The 19,747-nt window shown below is 66.8% G+C and carries 16 protein-coding genes; 12 read left to right on the plus strand and 4 right to left on the minus strand.

All coding sequences use genetic code 11. From position 1 onward, the window contains the following. Positions 1–116 precede the first annotated feature (116 nt). The 4 genes from OU994_RS11980 to OU994_RS11995 all read left to right on the plus strand — a co-directional run bounded on the left by OU994_RS11980 (position 117) and on the right by OU994_RS11995 (position 2,716). Positions 117–638 (plus strand): heme-binding protein, encoded by a 522-nt coding sequence (locus tag OU994_RS11980; protein ID WP_281610921.1) that lies wholly within the window; start codon positions 117–119, stop codon positions 636–638. A gap of 25 nt (positions 639–663) precedes the next feature. After that, complete coding sequence (gene uraH, locus OU994_RS11985) at positions 664–1,086, plus strand: hydroxyisourate hydrolase (RefSeq protein WP_281610922.1); 423 nt, start codon at positions 664–666, stop codon at positions 1,084–1,086. A gap of 79 nt (positions 1,087–1,165) precedes the next feature. Then, on the plus strand, positions 1,166–1,918 hold the full coding sequence (locus OU994_RS11990; RefSeq protein WP_281610923.1) for a DUF2243 domain-containing protein: 753 nt from the start codon (positions 1,166–1,168) through the stop codon (positions 1,916–1,918). Positions 1,919–2,506: 588 nt separating this feature from the next. Further along, positions 2,507–2,716 (plus strand): cold-shock protein, encoded by a 210-nt coding sequence (locus tag OU994_RS11995; protein ID WP_130185255.1) that lies wholly within the window; start codon positions 2,507–2,509, stop codon positions 2,714–2,716. A 156-nt stretch (positions 2,717–2,872) separates the two neighbouring features. Here OU994_RS11995 and OU994_RS12000 read toward each other — a convergent pair whose 3' ends face one another. Continuing rightward, positions 2,873–3,814 carry an AraC family transcriptional regulator gene (locus OU994_RS12000; protein ID WP_281610924.1) on the minus strand — a complete coding sequence of 314 codons (942 nt, stop codon included), beginning with the start codon at positions 3,812–3,814 and terminating at the stop codon, positions 2,873–2,875. A 121-nt stretch (positions 3,815–3,935) separates the two neighbouring features. Here OU994_RS12000 and OU994_RS12005 point away from each other — a divergent pair, with 121 nt between their 5' ends. Both OU994_RS12005 and OU994_RS12010 read left to right on the plus strand, forming a co-directional pair. Further along, positions 3,936–4,673, plus strand: a complete 738-nt coding sequence (locus OU994_RS12005) for an SDR family oxidoreductase (RefSeq protein ID WP_281610925.1) — start codon at positions 3,936–3,938, stop codon at positions 4,671–4,673. Positions 4,674–4,771: 98 nt separating this feature from the next. After that, entirely contained in the window at positions 4,772–6,502 is a 1,731-nt protein-coding gene (locus OU994_RS12010; RefSeq protein WP_281610926.1) for an FAD-dependent oxidoreductase, read from the plus strand. Between the two features lie 148 nt (positions 6,503–6,650). On the opposite strand, the gene OU994_RS12015 is transcribed toward OU994_RS12010, so the two are convergent. The 3 genes from OU994_RS12015 to OU994_RS12025 form a co-directional block, all read right to left on the minus strand. After that, positions 6,651–9,056 carry a cellulase family glycosylhydrolase gene (locus OU994_RS12015; RefSeq protein ID WP_281610927.1) on the minus strand — a complete coding sequence of 802 codons (2,406 nt, stop codon included), beginning with the start codon at positions 9,054–9,056 and terminating at the stop codon, positions 6,651–6,653. 597 nt (positions 9,057–9,653) lie between these two features. Beyond that, the gene (locus OU994_RS12020; protein WP_281608087.1) at positions 9,654–10,790 is read right to left on the minus strand and encodes an IS481 family transposase; all 1,137 of its coding nucleotides are present in this window, start codon (positions 10,788–10,790) and stop codon (positions 9,654–9,656) included. Positions 10,791–11,023: 233 nt separating this feature from the next. Next, positions 11,024–13,345, minus strand: a complete 2,322-nt coding sequence (locus OU994_RS12025) for a TonB-dependent receptor (RefSeq protein ID WP_281610928.1) — start codon at positions 13,343–13,345, stop codon at positions 11,024–11,026. Between the two features lie 279 nt (positions 13,346–13,624). On the opposite strand from OU994_RS12025, the gene OU994_RS12030 reads away from it, so the two are divergent. From OU994_RS12030 to OU994_RS12055, 6 genes are read left to right on the plus strand one after another with little or no spacing between them, the layout of a single operon-like run. Continuing rightward, positions 13,625–14,785, plus strand: coding sequence for an MFS transporter (locus OU994_RS12030; RefSeq protein ID WP_281610929.1), 1,161 nt, complete (start codon positions 13,625–13,627; stop codon positions 14,783–14,785). A gap of 27 nt (positions 14,786–14,812) precedes the next feature. Continuing rightward, a complete protein-coding gene (locus tag OU994_RS12035) occupies positions 14,813–15,256 on the plus strand; it encodes a heme-binding protein (RefSeq protein WP_281610930.1) in 444 nt (147 codons plus the stop codon). Further along, positions 15,253–16,335: an amidohydrolase family protein gene (locus OU994_RS12040; RefSeq protein ID WP_281610931.1), complete on the plus strand. Its 1,083-nt coding sequence runs from the start codon at positions 15,253–15,255 to the stop codon at positions 16,333–16,335. The genes OU994_RS12035 and OU994_RS12040 overlap by 4 nt, the downstream gene beginning before the upstream one ends. Then, positions 16,332–17,246 (plus strand): VOC family protein, encoded by a 915-nt coding sequence (locus tag OU994_RS12045; protein WP_281610932.1) that lies wholly within the window; start codon positions 16,332–16,334, stop codon positions 17,244–17,246. The genes OU994_RS12040 and OU994_RS12045 overlap by 4 nt, the downstream gene beginning before the upstream one ends. A 16-nt stretch (positions 17,247–17,262) precedes the next feature. Next, positions 17,263–18,147 carry a fumarylacetoacetate hydrolase family protein gene (locus OU994_RS12050; RefSeq protein ID WP_281610933.1) on the plus strand — a complete coding sequence of 295 codons (885 nt, stop codon included), beginning with the start codon at positions 17,263–17,265 and terminating at the stop codon, positions 18,145–18,147. Next, positions 18,144–19,727 carry a bifunctional 3-(3-hydroxy-phenyl)propionate/3-hydroxycinnamic acid hydroxylase gene (locus OU994_RS12055; protein ID WP_281610934.1) on the plus strand — a complete coding sequence of 528 codons (1,584 nt, stop codon included), beginning with the start codon at positions 18,144–18,146 and terminating at the stop codon, positions 19,725–19,727. The genes OU994_RS12050 and OU994_RS12055 overlap by 4 nt, the downstream gene beginning before the upstream one ends. The last annotated feature ends 20 nt before the right edge of the window (positions 19,728–19,747 follow it).

The raw sequence follows: 19,747 nt of genomic DNA on the forward strand, positions 1-19,747 counted from the left end.
GCCTGCGCGGGCCGGCGCTGGATGACGAAATTGTCATCTGGCGGTCATGCGGCCGTGGCCGGGCGGCAGCCACAATGGCCGCTCAAGTCACGAAAGAACGGCAACGAAAGAACACCATGCAACGAAAGAACGCCATGTCCCGTCTCACTGTCCGCCTGATTGCCCTGCTGGCCACGCTGGCGGCGCTGCCCGCCGCCGGCCAGGTGCGCCAGCAGCCCGACCTGACGCTGCAGACCGCCAGCCGCCTGGTGGCCGGCGCGCTCGACGCGTGCCGGCGGCAGGACCGCGCGATCGTGGCCGCGGTGCTCGACCGCGGCGGCAACCTGCTGGCGCTGCAGCGCGCCGACACCGTGGGCCCGCACAACATCGAGGCGAGCCGGCGCAAGGCCTACACGGCGCTGTCGACCCGCACCGCGACGCTGACCCTGGCGCGCGCCGCGGCGGCCAATCCCGATGCACGCAACCTGGCCGCGCTGCCCGAACTGCTGCTCCTCGGCGGCGGCGTGCCGGTGGCCGCGGCAGGGCAGGTGGTGGGCGCGATCGGCGTCGCGGGCGGCGGCGGGGCGGTCAACGACCATGCCTGCGCCGTGGCGGCGATTCGCGCCATGCCGGAACTCGACCAGCCGGCCACCGACTGACTTTTCACTCATCAAGGAAAACACCATGTACCCGATCAGGCACATCCTCGCCGCCGGCCTGTTTGCCGGCCTGCTGTCCACCGCCCCGGCCATGGCCGCGACGGCGCCCAACCCGCTCAGCGTCCACGTGCTCGACCTGCAGAGCGGCCAGCCCACCGCCGGCATCCGTGTCACGCTGGAGCAGCGTGCCGGCGACGGCTGGCGCGCGCTCGCCGCCGGCGTCACCAATGCGCAAGGCCGCATTCCCGCCCTGTTCCCGGAAGAGCGCGCGATGCCCGCCGGCGACTACCGCATCGTGTTCGAGACGGGCGAGCACTATGCCCGCCTGAAGCAGGACACCTTCTTCCCCCGCATCCCGGTGGAGTTCCGCGTGGACGCGGCGGCACAGCACTACCACGTACCATTGCTGCTGAGCCCATTCGGTTATTCCACCTACCGGGGGAACTGAGCGCCGCCATCTCTCCGGCTTTTCTATACTCGCCGCTCCATGTGATCGCCCGAAACCACACACATAACGGAGCTGGCCGATGCTGAAATCGCCCTGGATGAAATGGAGTTTCGTGCTCGGGATCGCCCTGGGCGGCTTCTTCGACGGGATCCTGCTGCACCAGGTATTGCAGTGGCACCATTTCCTCAGCCTGGTGCCGGGCATGGACGACCTGCGGCTGCAGGTCATGTGGGACGGCTATTTCCACGTGCTCATGTACGTGATCGCGGTGGCCGGCCTCTGGGGCCTGTGGCAGGCCCGCCGGCGTGGCGTCCCGGCGCCCGGCGCGACGGCGCTGGCCGCCGCCGTGCTGCTGGGCTTCGGCGTCTGGAACCTGATCGACGTGGGCCTGGCGCACTGGATCCTGCGCATCCACCGCATCCGCCTCGATACGCCCGACCCGCTGTTCTGGGACGTGCTGTGGCTGGCCGTGTTCGGCCTGGTGCCGCTGGCGCTGGGCTGGTGGCTGCGCGGCCGCCCGTCCGGGCCCGGCAGCGCCACTGCCGCGCTGCTGGTGTTCGCCACGGGCACCGCGCTGGCCGGCGGCTGGGCCTTGCGCGAGCCGCCGGGGCAGAATTTCACGGCCGTCGTCTTCGCGCCGGGCACCACGCCGGCGCAGGTTTTCGATGCGCTCGATGCCAGCGAAGCACGCCTGGTGTGGAGCGACCGCCCAATGGGCGTGGTGCTCGTAGCCGTGCCGAAGGACAAGCGCTGGCGCTTCTACCGCCACGGCGCGGTGCTGGTCGGCGGCACGGGGCTGCCGGCCGGCTGCATCGGGTGGAGCAAGGTGTAGTGCGCACCTCCGGCGATGTTTCCCGGCCCGGTGATTTGCCGGAGAATCTGGCCGGGAAATTCAGCCAGTAAATATGGCTGGGAAACATCGGGGCTGGCCTCGATGCAGTCAATTGAAGCGTTACCCGATACATTGAAAACGCATGCATTCACCCCAACAGCGAAGACCTGGGGTCAGACCCGCCGGGGTGAAGCAGGGGTTTCGCGAAGCATGCTTCGCGCCTGCGCAACGGTGCTGGCCTGCAGGCCAGTATTCCTCCCTGACCCCGGAATTTGCACTTGGGGTGGGCTTATCCAAGCGGCATCAGGGCCGGCCTGGAAATTCCGATGGAGAAAATATCCAAAGGCAGCCGAACCGGGTCATCGAAAATAATCCGAAAATAAGCCAGAAATCACTGGGCATTCCCGGCAATGTGCTGTATCTTTCGTCTCGCACTACATCAAGTCGTTGTTATTGTTGGTTTTTCTCTCCCGCCTCGCCGTATGCCCCAGGGTCATTTGGCGGTCCTGTTTGATTTCCTCCGTTATCCCTCTTGGTCGACCGTGCACCCGGGCGTCTTGCCCATGCAATATTTAAAGGACTGATTAAATGACTACTCAAACCGGCACCGTAAAATGGTTCAACGATTCCAAGGGCTTCGGCTTCATTACGCCTGACGCAGGCGGCGGCGATTTGTTCGCCCATTTCCAGGATATTCAATCGGAAGGTTTCAAGAGCCTTTCCGAGAACCAGCGCGTGTCGTTCGAACGCTCGACCGGCCCGAAAGGCGAAAAAGCCGGCAATATCCGCGCGATCTGACCGATCCCAGCGGCCAGGCTGCGCGCCGGCCCGCACCACGCAGATAGCGTGGGCGCCGCCAGGCGTGCAACCGGCACAGCAAAAGCCCACCCGCAGCATGCCTGCCGGTGGGCTTTTTGCATCCAGGCATCCAAGCATCTACCGCATCCGCCGCGCCTACTGCATCGTGACGGCGCCAGCCGGGCTGGCCGGCATCTGCATCAGCGCATTCTTCATTTCGGCCGCCTCCAGCGCGGGCGTGCGCCCGAAGAACCGCTTGAACTCGCGGCTGAACTGCGAGCTGCTTTCATAGCCCACGCGGTGGCAGGCGGTGGCAGCGGTCAGGCCATCCTGCACCATCAGCAGCCGCGCCTTGTGCAGGCGTGTCGTCTTCAGGTACTGGATCGGCGTGGTTTGCGTGACCGCCTTGAAGTGCGCATGGAACGCCGCCACGCTCATGCCGGCCTCGCTGGCCAGCGTGCCGACGTCGATCGGGCGGTCGTAGTTCGCATGGATGCGCCGCAGCGCCTTGCCGATCTTGCCGAAGTGGCTTTGCTGGGTGAGCGCCGCATGGATCGCGCCGCCCTGCGGGCCCGTGAGCACCCGGTACACCAGTTCGCGCACGATGCCGGGGCCGAGGATGGCCGCATCGGCATCCGTCTGCAGCGCTTCGAGCAGGCGCAGCAGCGTGTCGCTCAAGGCATCGTCGAGCGGTGTCGAGACGATGCCGGCCGGCTGCGCGGCGCGCTGCCGGTGCTTCTGCTCCAGGGCCAGCACCAATTCGGCCGCCACCTTCAGGTCGATCGGCACGGACACCGCCAGCATCGGCTCGGCGGGGCTGGCTTCGGTCTCGGACTCGAACGGCAGCGGCACCGACAGCACCAGGTAGTGGTGCGCATCGTAGACATAGGCCGTGTCGCCGAGGAAGCCGCGCTTGCGGCCCTGGCAGACGACGACGATGCAGGGATCGTACATGACCGGCGTGCGCGGGATGCTGCCATTGGCGCGCATGAATTTCAGGCCGGGCAGGGCCGACAGTGTGTAGCCCTCGTGCGGCGCCAGGCGCTCCAGCAGGCTGACGATGCGGCATTGACGCGAGTCGTTCAAGGGTGCATTCACGGCGGATCCTGGGTCTGGAAAGGGATTGGAGAATCAGGCAACCGGCGAATATTAATGGATATTTTCCACGCCGGTGCGAACGCCCATACTGCTTCCATCGCAACCCACCACGGAGAACACCATGAACGCAGCAGAACGGAAAGTCGTCCTGATCACCGGTGCCAGCAGCGGCATCGGCGAAGCCACCGCCAGCCACCTCGCCGCGCGCGGCATGCATGTCATCCTGGGCGCGCGGCGCACCGACCGGCTGGAGGAACTGGCTGCCCGGATCGCCGCCGAGGGCGGATCGGCGGCCGTGCGCAAGCTCGATGTGACGAGCCTTGAAAGCATGCAGCAGTTCGTCGACTTCGCGCTGGACCGGCATGGCCGCGTCGATGTCATCGTCAACAACGCCGGCGTGATGCCGCTGTCGAAGCTGGAAGCGCTGAAGGTCGACGAATGGAACCGCATGATCGACGTGAACGTGCGCGGCGTGTTGCACGGCATCGCCGCCGCGCTGCCGGTGATGCAGCGCCAGAAGAGCGGGCAGATCATCAACCTGGCCTCGATCGGCGCCTACACCGTCAGCCCGACCGCCGCCGTGTACTGCGCCACCAAGTTCGCCGTCGCGGCGATTTCCGAAGGTTTGCGGCAGGAAGTGGGCGGCGACATCCGCGTCACTGTCGTCTCGCCCGGCGTGGTGGAATCGGAGCTGGCCGAGTCGATCTCCGACCCGGGCGGCCGCGAGGAAATGCGCGGCTTCCGCAAGATCGCCATCAAGCCGGAGGCGATCGCCCGCACCATCCACTTCGCCATCGAACAGCCGGCCGACGTGGATGTCAGCGAGATCATCGTGCGGCCGACCGCCAGCCCGTACTGACGGGAGCACGGGGAACGCTGCGGCAACCGGCAACGCAAAGCGCGGGTGCGGTCCGTCATCCGCTACACTCTCCGGTTCGAGCACAACGTGGATGCACCATGGCGAACCAGCAGACCCATTCCCCGCAATTCCTGCCCGAAGGCAGCCGCGACGAGCAGGTGCCGGCAGTCGCGGCGTCCATCGAACAGCGCCGGCACCAGATCTTCCCGGTGCTGGCCGAGCACGAGGTGCAGCGCCTGCTGCGCTTCGGTACCGTGCGCCACTATGCCGACGGCGTGCGAATCCTGGAAGCCGGTTTCACGCCATTCGGCATGGTGCTGGTGCTGGCCGGCCGCATGGCCTCGCACCGCTACGACGGCCTGGGCAACTCGGCGCTCGTCAAGGAGCACGGGCCGGGCGAGTTCACGGCCGAAGTGTCGCAGCTCGCCGGCCGGCCTTCGCTGGTGAACGTGACGGCGGTCGGCCCGGTCGAGGCGCTGGTGATTCCCGCCGACCAGTTGCGCGCCCTGGTGATCGCCGAGGCCGAGCTGGGCGAACGCATCGTGCGCGCGCTGATCCTGCGCCGCGTGAACCTGATCGAATCCGGTTCCGGCGGCCCGGTCCTGGTGGGCCCGCCGGGCCACCCGAACGTGTTCCACCTGCAAAGCTTCCTGACGGCGAACGGCCATCCGCACACGGTGCTCGAACCGGACGGGGAAGAAGACGCCCGCGCGCTGTGCGAGCACTACCGGCCCACGGCCGGCGACTGGCCGCTCGTCGTGTGCCCGGATGGCAGCGTGCTGATGAACCCATCCTTTGCCGACATGGGCCGCTGCCTGGGCATGCTGCCGGAACTCCCGGCGGACAAGGTATGGGACGTGATCGTGGTCGGTGCCGGCCCGGCTGGCCTGGCCACCGCGGTCTACGCGGGCTCCGAAGGCCTGTCCGTGCTGGCGCTGGAGCAGCGCGCGTTCGGCGGGCAGGCCGCGGCCAGCGCGCGCATCGAGAACTACCTCGGGTTCCCCACCGGGATCTCCGGCGGCGCGCTGGCCGGCCGCGCCTACGTGCAGGCGATGAAGTTCGGCGTCGAGGTGGTCATCCCGATGGCGGCAAGGCATCTGGCCTGTGATGCATCGCCACTGGCGCTGGAACTGGCCGATGGCCGGCGCGTGCTGGGCCGCACGGTGGTGCTGTCCTGCGGTGCCCGCTACCGGCGGCCGTCGCTCGCCAACATCAAGCAGTTCGAAGGCCGCGGCATCTACTACTGGGCTTCGCGCATCGAGGCGAACCTGTGCGCCGGCGCGGAAGTGATCCTGGTCGGCGGCGGCAATTCGGCCGGGCAGGCGGCCGTGTTCCTGTCCGCCCATGCCGCCAGGGTCCACATGCTGGTGCGCGGCGACGGCCTGAAGGCCACCATGTCCACCTACCTGATCGAACGCATCCGCGCCACGCCGAACATCGAACTGCATCCGCACACGGAAATCGTGGCGCTGGAGGGTGACGATGAAGGCTTGCAGGCGGTGCGCTGGCGTAACCACCGCACGCTGGGAGAAAGCGAGTGCAAGGTATGCCGGGTCTTCCTGTTCATCGGCGCCGAGCCGAACACGGACTGGCTGGGCGACTGCGGCGTGGAAGTCGATGCGCAGGGCTTCATACGCACCGGCGACGCGGTCACCGCGCCTGCCGAAGGAGGAGCTGGAAGCACCCGCTCCACGCTGGAAACCAGCGTGCCCGGCGTGTTCGCGATCGGCGACGTGCGCTCCGGTTCGACGAAACGGGTGGCGGCCGGCGTGGGGGAGGGGGCGCAGGTGGTGGCGCAGATCCATGCGTACCTGGCCATGGAACGCTGATTTCTTCGCGCCGGAAGCGCGGCGGCCGCGATTCGGGCTCTCTTCCACCCGCATCCATCGCGGCATGCGTTGCACCCTGGCCAGGCCGGAATAACCAGGTGTGTCGTCCTGGAACCTGCCCCTGCCGGGACAGGTTCTTCATCGCCCTTTATCGGGCGTTCACCTTCAGCCAGTTCAGATTCCACTCCTTCCCGACGGACTTCAGGCGCAGTGTGTGCTCCCCCGCGGTCATGGCGAAGGGAACACTCGTCTGCGTGCTCCAGGTTTGCCAGCCGCCCGTGCCGGGCACAGGCATGGCACCCACGGCTTTCACGCCATCCACCCAGACCTCGAAGCCGGTACTGCCGCTGGCGGTCGCGACACGGTAGTCGATGGTGAAGTTGCCGGCGGTCGCCACGCTGATCTTGTACTCGACGTAGTCGTCGGCTTCGAAGTGGCCGACGTTCCGGCCGCCGCCAGTGTCGCTGCAGGTCTCCGTCTGGACACCGCTCATGGCGGTGAAGTCTTCCGCCTGGAGCGTCGCCGGTACCGGTACGTACTTGATGCTGGTGCTGGCAACATCGCTGTGGAAGCTCTCGTCGGCGGCCGTGAGAGCGGTCACGGCGTAGTAGTACGTGGTGCCGGCCGCGGCAGTGGTGTCGGTATACGTGGGCGTCGCGACCTTGTCGGCCACCTTGGCGTAGCTGCCTGCCACGCTGGTGCTTCGATAGACGTTGTAGCCGGCGACCCTGGCATCCGTGCTGGCGTCCCAGGCGAGCACATTGCCTCCCGCGCCTTCGGTCAGTTTCAGGCCGGCAGGCCGCGCCGGCAGCTTGAATACCTCGGGAGCCGTCGTGCCGGCCATCCATTTGACCAGGCCCGGGTGAGCTTCGTAGGGCTGCGTTGCGTAGCTCTTGAACAGCGTCTCGATCTCGGCCACGGTGGCGGTGGTGAAGTCCACTTTGCCATTCATGTCGATGACGTCCTTGCCTGCAACGGGGGGCTTGTCGAGCAGGTACATCTCGGCCCAGGTACTGGCGCTGCCGTTGTCCTTGAAGACGCCGCTCAAGGTGTACGTCCTGCCGCCTTGCAGCGTGATCGCCTGGTAGACGCCACCATTGATCCCGCCGCTGACACCGGCGGGGCGGGTGACGCGCAACACGGCGCCGCTGCTTCCCGCCGGGGTCTTCCCGGCCGTCCTGTTGCTGAAGTCCAGCGACAGGCTGCCGTCGATGGCCAGCGTGGTCCAGCCGGCATTCGAGCCGAAATCGCCGTTCGTGATGACCTCCGCGCTGGAACCGGTGTCGACGATGCTGATCCTGTCGAAGCTCACATCCGGGTCGCTGCCGGCCAGCGCGCCGGTCTTGATGATGAAGTAGTAGGTCTTCGGGCCGGTACCACCCACCCTGATGGTGGCGGCCTTCTTCGCGCAGGCGTTGGCAAAGCTGGCGTTCCAGCCCGCGCAGTCCCAGGTGCTGGCCTTGGCGACCAGGCCGACGCCCGCGTCGAGGCTGGTATTGACCGCATTGGTCACCATTCCCCACGTGCCATTGCCCGTGCCCCCTGCCGCGCTGACCACCTTGTAGGACCACGAGGTGGATGCCCAGCCGTAGCTGGCATACGTGTCATACGTTGCCCGGCCGATCTGCCCGCCCAGTTCCACGCCGGCGCCTTGCCAGGGCTGGAACTCGCCCATGAGCAGCGGGATCTTCAGGCCGCTCAATTGCTTGTTGTACGCGCACACGCCCGTTGCGCCGGTCGGCCCGCACAGCAGCCAGTCGCGGTGGACCATGTAGGGCGTGTCGCCCGGCCGGTCGCCGAACAGGCCGGGATAGGGGTGAAGCTCGAAGGCCACGTTGGTGAAGCCCTTGGCGGCCGGGTCGCCGTAGGCGTCGATGCTGCCGTAATGGCTGGGCAGCAGCACGATGTGCCTGGAATCGATGGCGCGGATGGTCTTGTACAGGTCCTCGATGCGCGTGACCATGGCGTCGGCCGTCGAGCCCCAGGGCTCGTTGAGCGGGTCGTAGGCTGCGACCACGGGTTCGTCCTTGTACCTGGTCGCGATCTGTTGCCACAGCCAGCGCGTCCGCTCCTGCGCGTTTGCATCGGTCCAGTACTTGTTCTGCCCGGCGCATCCCGTGTGGTCGTTGGGTGTCTGTCCGCCGGGGGCGCCGTGCAGGTCGAGAATGACATACATGCCGCGCTTCCTGGCCTCGGCGATACTCCAGTCCAGGTATTTCCACGCGTCTGCGCGCAAGGTCTTCGGCTTCCTCTCGTCTTCGATGACACTCCACAGGATGGGCAGGCGAACCACGTTGAAGCCGAAGACCTTCAGCTGGTCCCAGTCGCGCTCCGTCATCCAGCTGTCGCGGAACAGTTTGATCAGGCGTTCCTTCTCTTCATAGCCAAAGCGCTCCGTCAGCCTGGCCTCCAGCGTGCACTGGTCCGTCACGCCGTTGCCACCCTGGTCCATCATCCAGAACTCCTGCACCAGCCAGTTACCGAGGTTGGTACCCTTCAGCAGGACCTGCTTGCCGTCGGCGTCCACCCATTTGGTGCCATCGGTCTTCAACATGGCCGGGCCCGGGGATGGCGCAGGTGACGGTGCCGGGGCTGGTGCCGGTGCCGGAGCCGGCGAAGGCGCCGATGAACTGCCGCCACCGCAACCTGCCAACAGCGCTGTTGCCATCAATCCACCCAGCACCGCACCTCGCGCGGCGCTGCCGAATGGTGCGGCCCTGCTGCCAGTCAAGTGCTTCGTTCGCATTCCAGCCATGTCCTGTCTCCGTCTTATGAATTTGGGAATCGTTTTCAATCGAACTTGGAATCGTTTCCACTCAAGTATGTTTTATGTCGTGTCCGATGTCAACCGGGGCTGCACGATGCCCGTCGCGGCGCCCGCAGCTATGGGGGAGGAGGGTCAACAGGAGCCTCGGACCAGGAGGTGAACGTGTATTCACCGGCGTCGGAGATCAGGGGGGCGAGGTGCTTGCCTCGAATGACAAGGCGAGGCTTGCCAGGAATGCCGCTTAGTCAAGCATTTGCCGACACATTGAAAGCGCATGCATTCACCCCAACGGCGAAGGGGCTGGGGTCAGACCCGGCGGGTGTATGGTCGGGGGACATAGGTAACACATGTCGGGAGACATGGGTTACACATCATGGACCTATGTTACGACGGATTCTGGAGGTCTATCTCCCGAACTTTATGTTTGCAGAAGAAGACCTCCAGTAGACCGTCGGTGCAAGTTGGACGGATCGCCACAGATTCAGCATGCAGGCCTTCGCCGACGAAGTAGCGGTGATGGCCGTAGGAGAGGTAGCCGTTCTTGTCGACCTTCCTGATCTGGTCATCGGGGAGGTATTCGACAGGTGGCAGGACCGATGGAAAGGACCTGCCGCTACACCGGTACCTGCTAATCGGTGGCTGCTGATTGAGCGATTGGTGAGGTCGTACAGCGTTATAGATCTCGCGCCAAGCATCGAACGCGCTCTGACACTGAGCAAGCGAGCCGTAGCCTCTTCGCCCTATTACCTCAAGTTTCAAGGTTCGATGGAAACGCTCATCCTTACCTTGAGTCTGCGGATGGTTTGGCCTGCTGTGGCCCACAGCAATACCCAGCCGTGCCAGCCATACCTCAAGCTTTGTCAGTCCGATGAGACCTGTGCTGCCCCATGGCGGGCCGTTGTCGGCGGTGAAGCGAGCAGGCATTCCGTAACGCTCAAATGTCGACTGCAATGCCGTGCGCACAGTGGCGTAGCGTTCGTTACCGCAAGCAGCGATACATAGGCTAAATCGCGAGTGGTCATCTAAAATTGTCAGCGGATGACACCGACCCGCAGCTGTGTCTGTCAGTGCAAAGTGTCCTTTGAAGTCCATCTGCCAAAGGTCATTGGGCAACTCATGCTCAAAGCGCTTGAACACGACGCTCTGACTAATCGGCACGCCAAGAACCTGGCACTCATGGCGCTGCAAGATCGCATGAACGGTGCTGTGATGGGGCCGCTTGACCGTATCCGGCAGTAGCGCGCAAAGCTTGCGAGCTCCCCAGTACGGGTACTCAAAATGCAACGCCAGAACTTGCATCTCAAGCTCACCGTCAGCGGTGCAGGGCGAACAATGCGGCTGCCGTGAGCGATCCTGCAGGCCCCCTTCGCCTTCAGCATGATAACGCTCCAACCACTTGTAAGCAGTCTTGCGGCTGATGCCAAATCGGCGGCAAAGCTCAGCGATGTTTGCCGAAGCGCTCAGTACGAGCAGCACGAATTCCAGTCGGGATGACATAGAGGTGGACTCCTTCCAAGGCATTGCACGCTCCCGTTAATGGATGTGCAATGATCATAAAAGGTGTTACCTATGTCTCCCGACAGATGTTACCCATGTGTCCCGACAAAACACCCGGCGGGTCTGACCCCGGAATTTGCACTTTGGGTGGGTTTATCCGAGCGGCATTGTGGCTTGCCGGCCGATCTCGCGGAACGAAGTGACGCGAGACGTGCGAGAACGACAGGGCCGGCATCGGCCGGCCCTGTCCAGCTATGTCAGAACCGGTAATCCACCGTCACGCCCACGCGCCGGAACGAGTTCTCGCCCAGCCCGTAAGCGAAGCCGGAGCCGGCACCCTTGCCGGGCAGCGGATAGATGATGGCGTTCGGCACCCGCGTGTCGTTCAGGTTGCGGGCGTACAGCTGCGCGCTCCACTTGTTGTCCGGCGCGTTCAGCGACAGGCGCAGCGAGGAGATCGTGTGGCCGCGGAAGCTGCAGTTGTCGTCGATCGAATTGCAGTAGCGCACGCGGCTCTTGTACACCAGGTCGCCGCCCAGGCGCAGTTCGTATTCGCCCGGCAGGTCCCAGCTGTAGTCGGCCGACGCGGTGACCTTCTGCTTCGGCGAATACAGCAGGCGCCTGCCGCCCACGTCCTGGCCATCGAAGATGAAGCCCGCCGGGTAGGCGGTGTCGAGGATCACGGCCATCGACAGGCCCAGTTGCAGCTGCGGCAGCGGGCGGGCACGCAGGTCGGCCTCGAAGCCCTTGCTGGTCACTTCCGGCACGTTCAGCGGGATGCAGCTCAATGCGCCCACCGCGGTCAGCGTGCAGTTCTGTTCCTGGAAGTCCTTGATCTTCGTGTGGAACAGGGCCAGGTCGACATCGAGGCGGCGGTCCAGCAGCGACAGCTTGGTGCCCAGTTCCACGCTGGTCGGCAGTTCCGGGTTCACCAGCTTGCCCGTGTACGTCCCCGCGACGGTGGCGGCGCTGACGGGCGACGAGTTGTCGACCTGCGGACCCTTGTAGCCGCGGCTCAGCGTCGCATAGACATTGGCCTGCTTCGACAGCGTATGCTGCAGGCCCACCTTGCCGGAGACATTGGTCTCGCCCGTCTCGCCGCTGGCGTTCTTGATGGACGTCGGTACGCTGAACGCGGCGAAGTTCACCGTGCTGGCTTCGTGGTAGTCGGCCGATACCGCATCCTTCGTGTAGCGCAGGCCGGCGACCAGGCTGGTGGCCGGCGTGAAGCGCCAGGTGGCCTGGCCGAACACCGCCCTGGTCGTCATCCGCGCGTGCTCGGTCGTGTCGGTGACGATCGAGCGCGGCACGGCGGCGGGCAGGGCGGGGTTGGGCTGGATCGTCGTGATGGTCTGCTTGTCGATCTCCGAGTCCGCGTAGAACAGGCCGGCCACGTACTCCAGCTGCCGGCCGCTCGGCGAGGCGATGCGCAGCTCCTGGGAAAACTGCTTTGCTTCCTGCGCGGGCGTCAGGTTGCGGATCTTGTCGTAGCCGAGCGACATGTCGATGCCGCTCGAGTTCGGGCCCACGTTGCGCTCGCGCCAGGCGGTGATGGAGGTGAGTGTCGACCCGTCGCCGAGGGTCCAGTCGACCTGGCCGGACAGGCCGCGCACCTTGCTGTGCGACAGCTCCAGGGCATCGCTGCAGATCTGGTTGTTGGTGCGCGAGACCGTCACGCCGCAGGCGGCGAATTCGGCCAGCGGCCGGTGGTTTCCGGCGGCGTTGACGTCATTCGCGATCGCCGGCGCGAAGAAGGTCGCGTAGTCGACGCGGGTGTTCGATGCCTCGCCGATCAGGTTGATGGACAGGTCACTGCTCGGGCGCAGCAGGTAGCGCAGGCGGATGCCCGCGTTGTCGGCCACGCTGTCCTTGCCGTTGTGGACATTGTGGTACACGCCCTTGTTGCGTTCGACCAGGCCGGATACGCGCAGCGCCGAGATATCGTTGATCGGCAGGTTGATCGTCGAGCGCACGGCGGCGCCGTAGGTGCCCTTGTATTCCAGCTGCACGTTGCCGCCGGTGTCGCCGATCATCGGCGCCTGGGTCGACATGTTGAGCACCCCGGCCGAAGCGTTCTTGCCGAACAGCGTGCCTTGCGGGCCGCGCAGCACTTCCACGCGCGCCAGGTCGAGCATCAGGCCGCTGGCCGTGGAACCCTGCGGCACGCCATCGACCACCACGCCCACCGAGCCCTCGGCCGACGTGGTCATCACGGCGGTGCCGATACCGCGGATCGAGGCGCTGCCGCCCGGGCCGCTGGTCGAACTCTGGTCGCCGAATTCCAGGGCGGCCGCAGTCTTCGCCAGGTCGCCGATGTCCTTCACGCCGGCGCGTTCCAGCTGCGCCGCGTTGACGACCGTGATCGCCAGCGGCACTTCCTTGATGTTCTGCGTGCGCTTCTGCGCCGTGACGACGACGGTCTCGATGCCGGTATTGCGTTGCGGTGCCGCCGTGGCGGTGGTGGCGGTTTCGGCGGCAGGGGCCGCGGCTTCCTGCGCCAGGGCTGGCTGGATCGCCGCGAGGCTCATGGCGAGGATGGTGAGCTGGCCGATGGCCGGCCGGTAAGCATGGATGCGCATCTTGTCTCCTGGATGTATGCCGGATCTGTGCCGGCTAGATGTCTGCGACAGCTGGTGCTGTCCCGGCCGGGGCCGGTCGATCGGAACCGAGTATAGGTTCGGCATTTCGGCGTTCTGAAGCCGTAATTGCTGATACCAGCTATCGCCGGGCGAAGGTGATGGCTGGCGCCCCGAACGATCGCAAACGCTGATACGTCGTATCGAAACTCAGGCGTTCGGTTTCGCCGGGGCCGCTGCTATCGTTGTCTCCACAACATCCCATAACACTCGGAGACCACCATGCAGAACCCTGTTCAAGGGCGTGCGCCGGAGACCTGGCGCGGCCGCGGCATCCTCATGCTGTGCCATTTCACGGGCATGGTCGACCTGGTCGCGCTGCCGGTCTGGGTCGGCGCGCTGGTCCAGCACTATGGGTTCGGCCTCGAACAGGCCGGCATCACTGTCACGGCATTCCTGGCAGGCGCGGTTGCCGCCAGCCTCTTCACCGCGCCGCGCTTCGGCCGGCTGCCGCGCACGGCCTGCGTGGCCGGTGGCTACGGCGTCGCGGCGCTGGCATTCGCCGGCGCCGCACTGATCACGGATTTCGGCACGCTGGCATTGCTGCACCTGGTAGCCGGCCTGGCCGCGGGGATCGCGCTGTCGGTTACGCACGGCACCATCGGCCGCAGCGCCAACCCGCACCGGCTGTTCGCGCTGGCCGGCACCGCGCTGGGCATCGGCGCCGTGGTGTTCTACGCGGCCGTGCCACCGGCGATCGCCGCGCATGGCGGCGCCACGCTGTTCAAGGTGCTGGCCGGCCTAATGGCAGTGACGGCGCTGGCCGCACTGGCCTTCCCGCGGCCCGCCAGGGTCGGGCACGAACAGGTCACGCATGGCCGGCTGTCCCGCGCCGCCTGGTGCGCCATCTTCGGCGTCGCCGCGATGGCGCTGAACCAGGCGCTCACCTTCAGCATGCTGGACCGGATCGGCATCATGCGCGGCTTCGGCCAGGAGGCCGTCAACCAGCTATTGGTGGTGGTTGGACTGGTGAACCTGCTGCCGGCGGCCATTGCCGGTTTCCTCGACAAGCGCCTGAACCCGGTGCGGGTGGCGCTGGTGGCGGCACCGCTGCAGGCCGCGCTGGCCGTGACGGTATCGCGGGCGGCCGGCTACCCGCTCTACGCGCTGGCGGCCTGCGTCTACCCGGCCGTGCTGATCTTCATGCACACGTTCCTGTTCGGCCTGATCGCCAGGCTCGATCCCAGCGGCCGCGCACTGGCGTCGACGCCGGCCATGATGATGACCGGTTCGGCGATCGGCCCGGCGCTGGCCGGCACGGTGGCCACCCATGCGGGATTCGGCGGGCTGGCCGCGCTGGCGATCGCGGTAGGCGCCTGCGCCACGCTGTGCTTCGCGCTGGTGGCGCGCCAGGCCGGCACGCCCGCCGCGGCCACGGCCTGAGCATTTTATTGTCATAGGAGTACGCAAGTGAACCAAACCCACTCTCCGGTCGAACCCCTGACCCTCGCCGAAGCCAACGGCATCCTGCACGCCGCGCTGGCCGCGGCGCGTGCTGCGAACATGCCGCCGGTCGCGGTGGTCGTGCTGGATGCGGCCGGCCACCTGGTGGCGCTGCAGCGCGAGGATGGTGCCAGCATGCTGCGCACCGACATCGCGCTCGGCAAGGCCTGGGCGGCGGCTGGCATGGGCGTGTCCGGCAGCGTGCTGCACGGCCGCGCGCAAGGCAATCCCGCCTTCTTCAACGCGCTGGCCGCGACCGGCCACGGCAAGTTCATCCCGCAGGCGGGCTCGGTGCCCGTGGTCCGCGGCGGCATCGTGATCGGCGCCGTCGGCGCCAGTGGCGGCAAGGGCGAGGACGACGAGGCGATCTGCGCCGCCGGCGTGCTGGCCGCGGGGCTAGCGACGGCATGAGCATGGTTTTTCATGAGTCCCCGGCCTGCACCTGCGGCATCGATGTGCATGCGCACTTCATCCCGCACGATTTCCCGCACTACCTGGGCAGTGCCGTGCCGGCCGACTGGCCATCGATGGCACCGGCCCATGCGTGCCACCGCCACGTGATGATCGCCGGGAAGGTGTACCGCACCGTGTCGGAGATGGCGTGGAGCCCGAGCCGCCGCATCGCCGACATGGACGAGATGGGGCTGGCGCGCCAGGCCATCTCGCCGATGCCGGAGCTGCTGTCCTACTGGATGGCGCCGGCCGCCGCGGCCCAGCTGCTGCGCTACGTGAACGACCAGATCGCCGCCGCCGTGGACTTGTCCGGTGGCCGGCTGGTCGGCATGGGCGCGGTGCCGCTGCAGGACATGGACCTGGCGCTGGCCGAACTGGAGTACCTCACGGGGCAGCTGGGCTTTCGCGCCATCGAGATCGGCAGCAACGTCAACGGCCGTCCGCCGGGCGCGCCCGAGTTCGCGCCATTCTTCGAAGCTTGTGAAGAAAAGGGCGTCGCCGTGTTCGTCCACGCGCTGAAGCCGGCCGGCGCCGACCGGCTGGTCGGTCCGTCGAACCTGCTGCAGGCGCTGGGCTATCCCACCGAGGTGGGCCTGGCCGCGGCATCCGTGCTGACGTCGAACCTGGTGGAACGCCACCCCGGCCTGCGCATGGCGTTCAGCCATGGCGGCGGCACGCTGGCGATGCTGCTGCCGCGCCTGGAACAGGCCCGCAAGGTGTTTCCGGCGCTGGCCGAGGCCATGCCGGTCGGCCCGTCGGAACAGGCGCGGCGCTTGTTCTACGACACACTGGTGTTCGATGCCCCGACCCTGGACGTGCTGCTGCAGCGCTTCGGCGCCGATGCGCTGATGATCGGCACCGATTATCCCTTTGCATTCCGCGATGCGCGGCCGGTGGCCGGCATCGAAGCCGCCGTCGCCGATCCATCGGTACGCGCGCGGCTCGTCGCCGGCAACGCGGCGCGCTTCCTTGCCCTCGATTTTGCCCTCGACTTTGCCCCCGACTTTGCCCCCGATTCCCAAGGAGTTACTGTATGACCACTTCCCCAGCCGGCCAGCTGCGCAGCATCGCGATCGGCGTGACCGATCTCGAAGCCGCCGAACGGTTCTACACCGGCACCTGGCACCTTGAAACCGTGGCCCGCACCGGCGATGCGGTCTACCTGCGCGGCACCGGCAGTTTCCACCACATCCTGTCGCTGCACCGCGGCGCGCAGCCGGACGTGCGCAACCTGACCTTCAGCGTCGCCGCCCCGGCGGACCTGGTCTCGATCGCCCAGCGCACCGAAAGCGCCGGCGGCAGGGTGATTTCCGGCCCCGCACCGGTGGACGAACCGGGCGGCGGCACGGCTGTCGTCATCGCCGATCCGCAGGGCCGCATCCTGCGCTTCGTGCATGGCGACGAACGCCATGCCGGGAAGGACGCACAGCGCGACGTAAAAAAAGATGCCCCTGTCCGCATCACGCACGCGGTCTTCAACAGCGCCGACGTGGCCGTGGCCCAGAAATTCTTCGAAGACGCGCTGGGTTTCCGCCTGTCCGACCGCACCCGCATCATGGCTTTCATGCGCTGCAACTCGGACCACCACAGCATCGCGCTGGCCGATGCCGATTCGAACACGCTGAACCACATCGCCTTCGTCATGCCGGACCTCGACGCGGTAATGCGCGGCGCTGGCCGCATGAGCGACGCCGGCTGGCCGATCGAGTGGGGTGTCGGCCGCCATGGCCCCGGCAACAACGTGTTCGCGTACTTCGTCGGGCCGGACGATTTCGTCATCGAATACACGGCCGACGTGCTGCAGGTCGACGACAGCTACCAGGCCGGCGCGCCATCCGACTGGACCTGGCCGCCGGGCCGCTTCGACCAGTGGGGCGTGTCGAAGCCGCCGTCGGACCGCATCAAGCAGGCCCAGAAAAAAATCCGCTTCATCGAACACACTCAATAAGCAACTGGAGAAACCCATGAAATTCGTCTCTTACCGCAGCGGCACCGAAGCCCGCCTGGCCATCCTCGACGGCGACAGCGTCATCGACCTGAACCGCCTGGTTCCCGAGGTGCCGTCCGATGCCCGCAAGGCGCTGCAGTCCGGCATCGACCTGCGGGCCGCCGCGCGCCGCGCCATCGAAGTGGCGTCCGCCGCGGACCGCCAGCCGCTGGCCGGTATCACGCTGGCGCCGGCGGTACCGGAGCCGGGCAAGACCGTGTGCCTGGGCTTGAACTACTACGACCACGCCGCCGAGAGCGGCCGCGAAAAACCCGTCTACCCGTGGTTCTTCCTGCGCTCGACCACGTCGCTGCTGGCGCATGGCGAAGCCGCCGAGCGGCCGCGGGTGTCGGAAAAGCTGGACTACGAAGCCGAACTGGCCGTCGTCATCGGCAAGCGCGGCCGCCATATCACGAAGGAAGAGGCGCTGGACTACGTGTTCGGCTACGCGGCCTTCAACGACATTTCCGTGCGCGATTACCAGAAGCGCACGCCGCAATGGACGATCGGCAAGAACTTCGACCGCACCGGCGCGTTCGGCCCGGTGCTGGTCACGGCGGACGAGCTGCCGCCGGGCGGCGCCGGCCTGCGCATCCAGTCGCGCCTGAACGGCACCGTGATGCAGGACGCGAACACGCGCGACATGATCTGGGATGTGGCCGAAACCATTGCGCTGCTGTCGGAATGCGTGACGCTGGAAGCGGGCGACGTGATCGCGATGGGCACGCCGGCCGGCGTGGGCCAGTCGCGCGTGCCGCCGGTGTGGATGAAGGATGGCGACACCATCGAAGTCGAGATCGAAGGCGTCGGCCTGCTGGTCAACACGATCCGGGACGAAGTGCAGGAAAAAGCGCAATCATGAACGCCCCTCCCGACTACGACGTCGCCATCGTCGGTTTCGGGCCATCCGGCGCGGTAGCCGCCGCGCTGCTGGGCCAGGCCGGGCTGCGCACGCTGGTGATCGACCGCACGGACGAGGTGTATCCGAAGCCGCGCGCCATCGCGCTGGACCACGAGATCATGCGCATCTTCCAGAACCTCGGGCTGGCGGAGACCATTGCGCCGTTCTGCGAGCCGTTCACGCCGTCCGAGTACTACGGCGTCGACGGCCAGCTGATCAAGCGGCTGGCCACGGTGGAGCCGCCTTATCCGCTGGGCCACACGCCGTCGATGGTGTTCACGCAACCGCCGGTGGAAGCGGCACTGCGCGCGCACGTGCGGGCGCTGCCCAATGCCGATGTGAAGCTGGGCCTGCGCTTTACCGGCCTGGAACAGGACGACGCCGGCGTCACGCTGTACCTGGAGGACGCCGGCGGCCAGCGCAGCAGCGTGCGGGCCCGCTACGCGATCGGCTGCGACGGTGCCTCCAGCGCGGTGCGCGAAGCGCTCGGCATCGCACTGGAAGACCTGCAGTTCGACGAACCGTGGCTGGTGGTCGACGTGCAGGTCAACGAGCAGGGACTGGCGAAGCTGCCGGCCACCAGCGTGCAGTTCTGCGAACCCGGCCGGCCGTGCACCTACGTGATCGGACCGGGCAACCACCGCCGCTGGGAAATCTCGCTGCTGCCCGGCGAAGACCCGGCATACATGGCGACGGAAGAGGGGGCCTGGAGCGTGCTGCGGCGCTGGATCGGTCCGGACGACGCCACGCTGTGGCGCCAGGCCAGCTACCGCTTCCATGCGCTGGTGGCGAAGGAATGGCGCAACGGCCGCGTGTTCATCGCCGGCGACGCGGCGCACCAGCAGCCGCCGTTCCTGGGGCAGGGGATGTGCCAGGGCGTGCGCGACGTGGCCAACCTGCCGTGGAAGCTGCGCGCCGTGCTGGGTGGCGAAGCTGGTGCGCATTTATCCGATTCCCTGCTGGACACGTATGCGGCCGAGCGCCGCGAGCACGTGCGCCAGCTAACCACGCGCATCAAGGACATCGGCGCGGTGATCTGCGAGCGCGATGCCGGCAAGGCCCGGGCCCGCGATGCGGCGCTGCTCGACGCGGCCGGCGGCCAGGTGAAGACCCAGGCGCGGCAGGACATCATCCCGCCGTTGTCCACCGGTTTCCTCGACATGAACGGTTGCGAAGGTGTCGGCAAGCTGTTCCCGCAGCCCCGCGTGCACGGCCCGGCCGGCCCGGCGCTGCTGGACGATATCGCCGGCGCCGGCTGGCGCATCGTCACCGATTTGCCAATCGACCGGCTGCCGGCCGCTCTGCTGCCCGTGGCGGCCGGGCTGGGCATGCTGGTGTCGCTGCCGCCCGGCGAAGGCGGTTTTGCCAGCGGCCCGCACCGCATGCAGAGCGGCGAAGCCGATGGCGTGGTGGCCGGCTGGCTGGCGCGGCATGGCGTGCGCGCCGCCGTGGTGCGGCCGGATCACTACGTGTACGGCGTGGCGGCCGATGGCGGCAGCCTGCTCGCGCTGGTGGAGAACCTGAAGCAACGCTTGCCGTAGCTTCTTGCAATAACGCTATC

The organism is Pseudoduganella sp. SL102 (assembly GCF_027856995.1).
In the GTDB taxonomy this organism is placed as follows: Bacteria; Pseudomonadota; Gammaproteobacteria; order Burkholderiales; family Burkholderiaceae_D; genus Rugamonas; species Rugamonas albidiflava.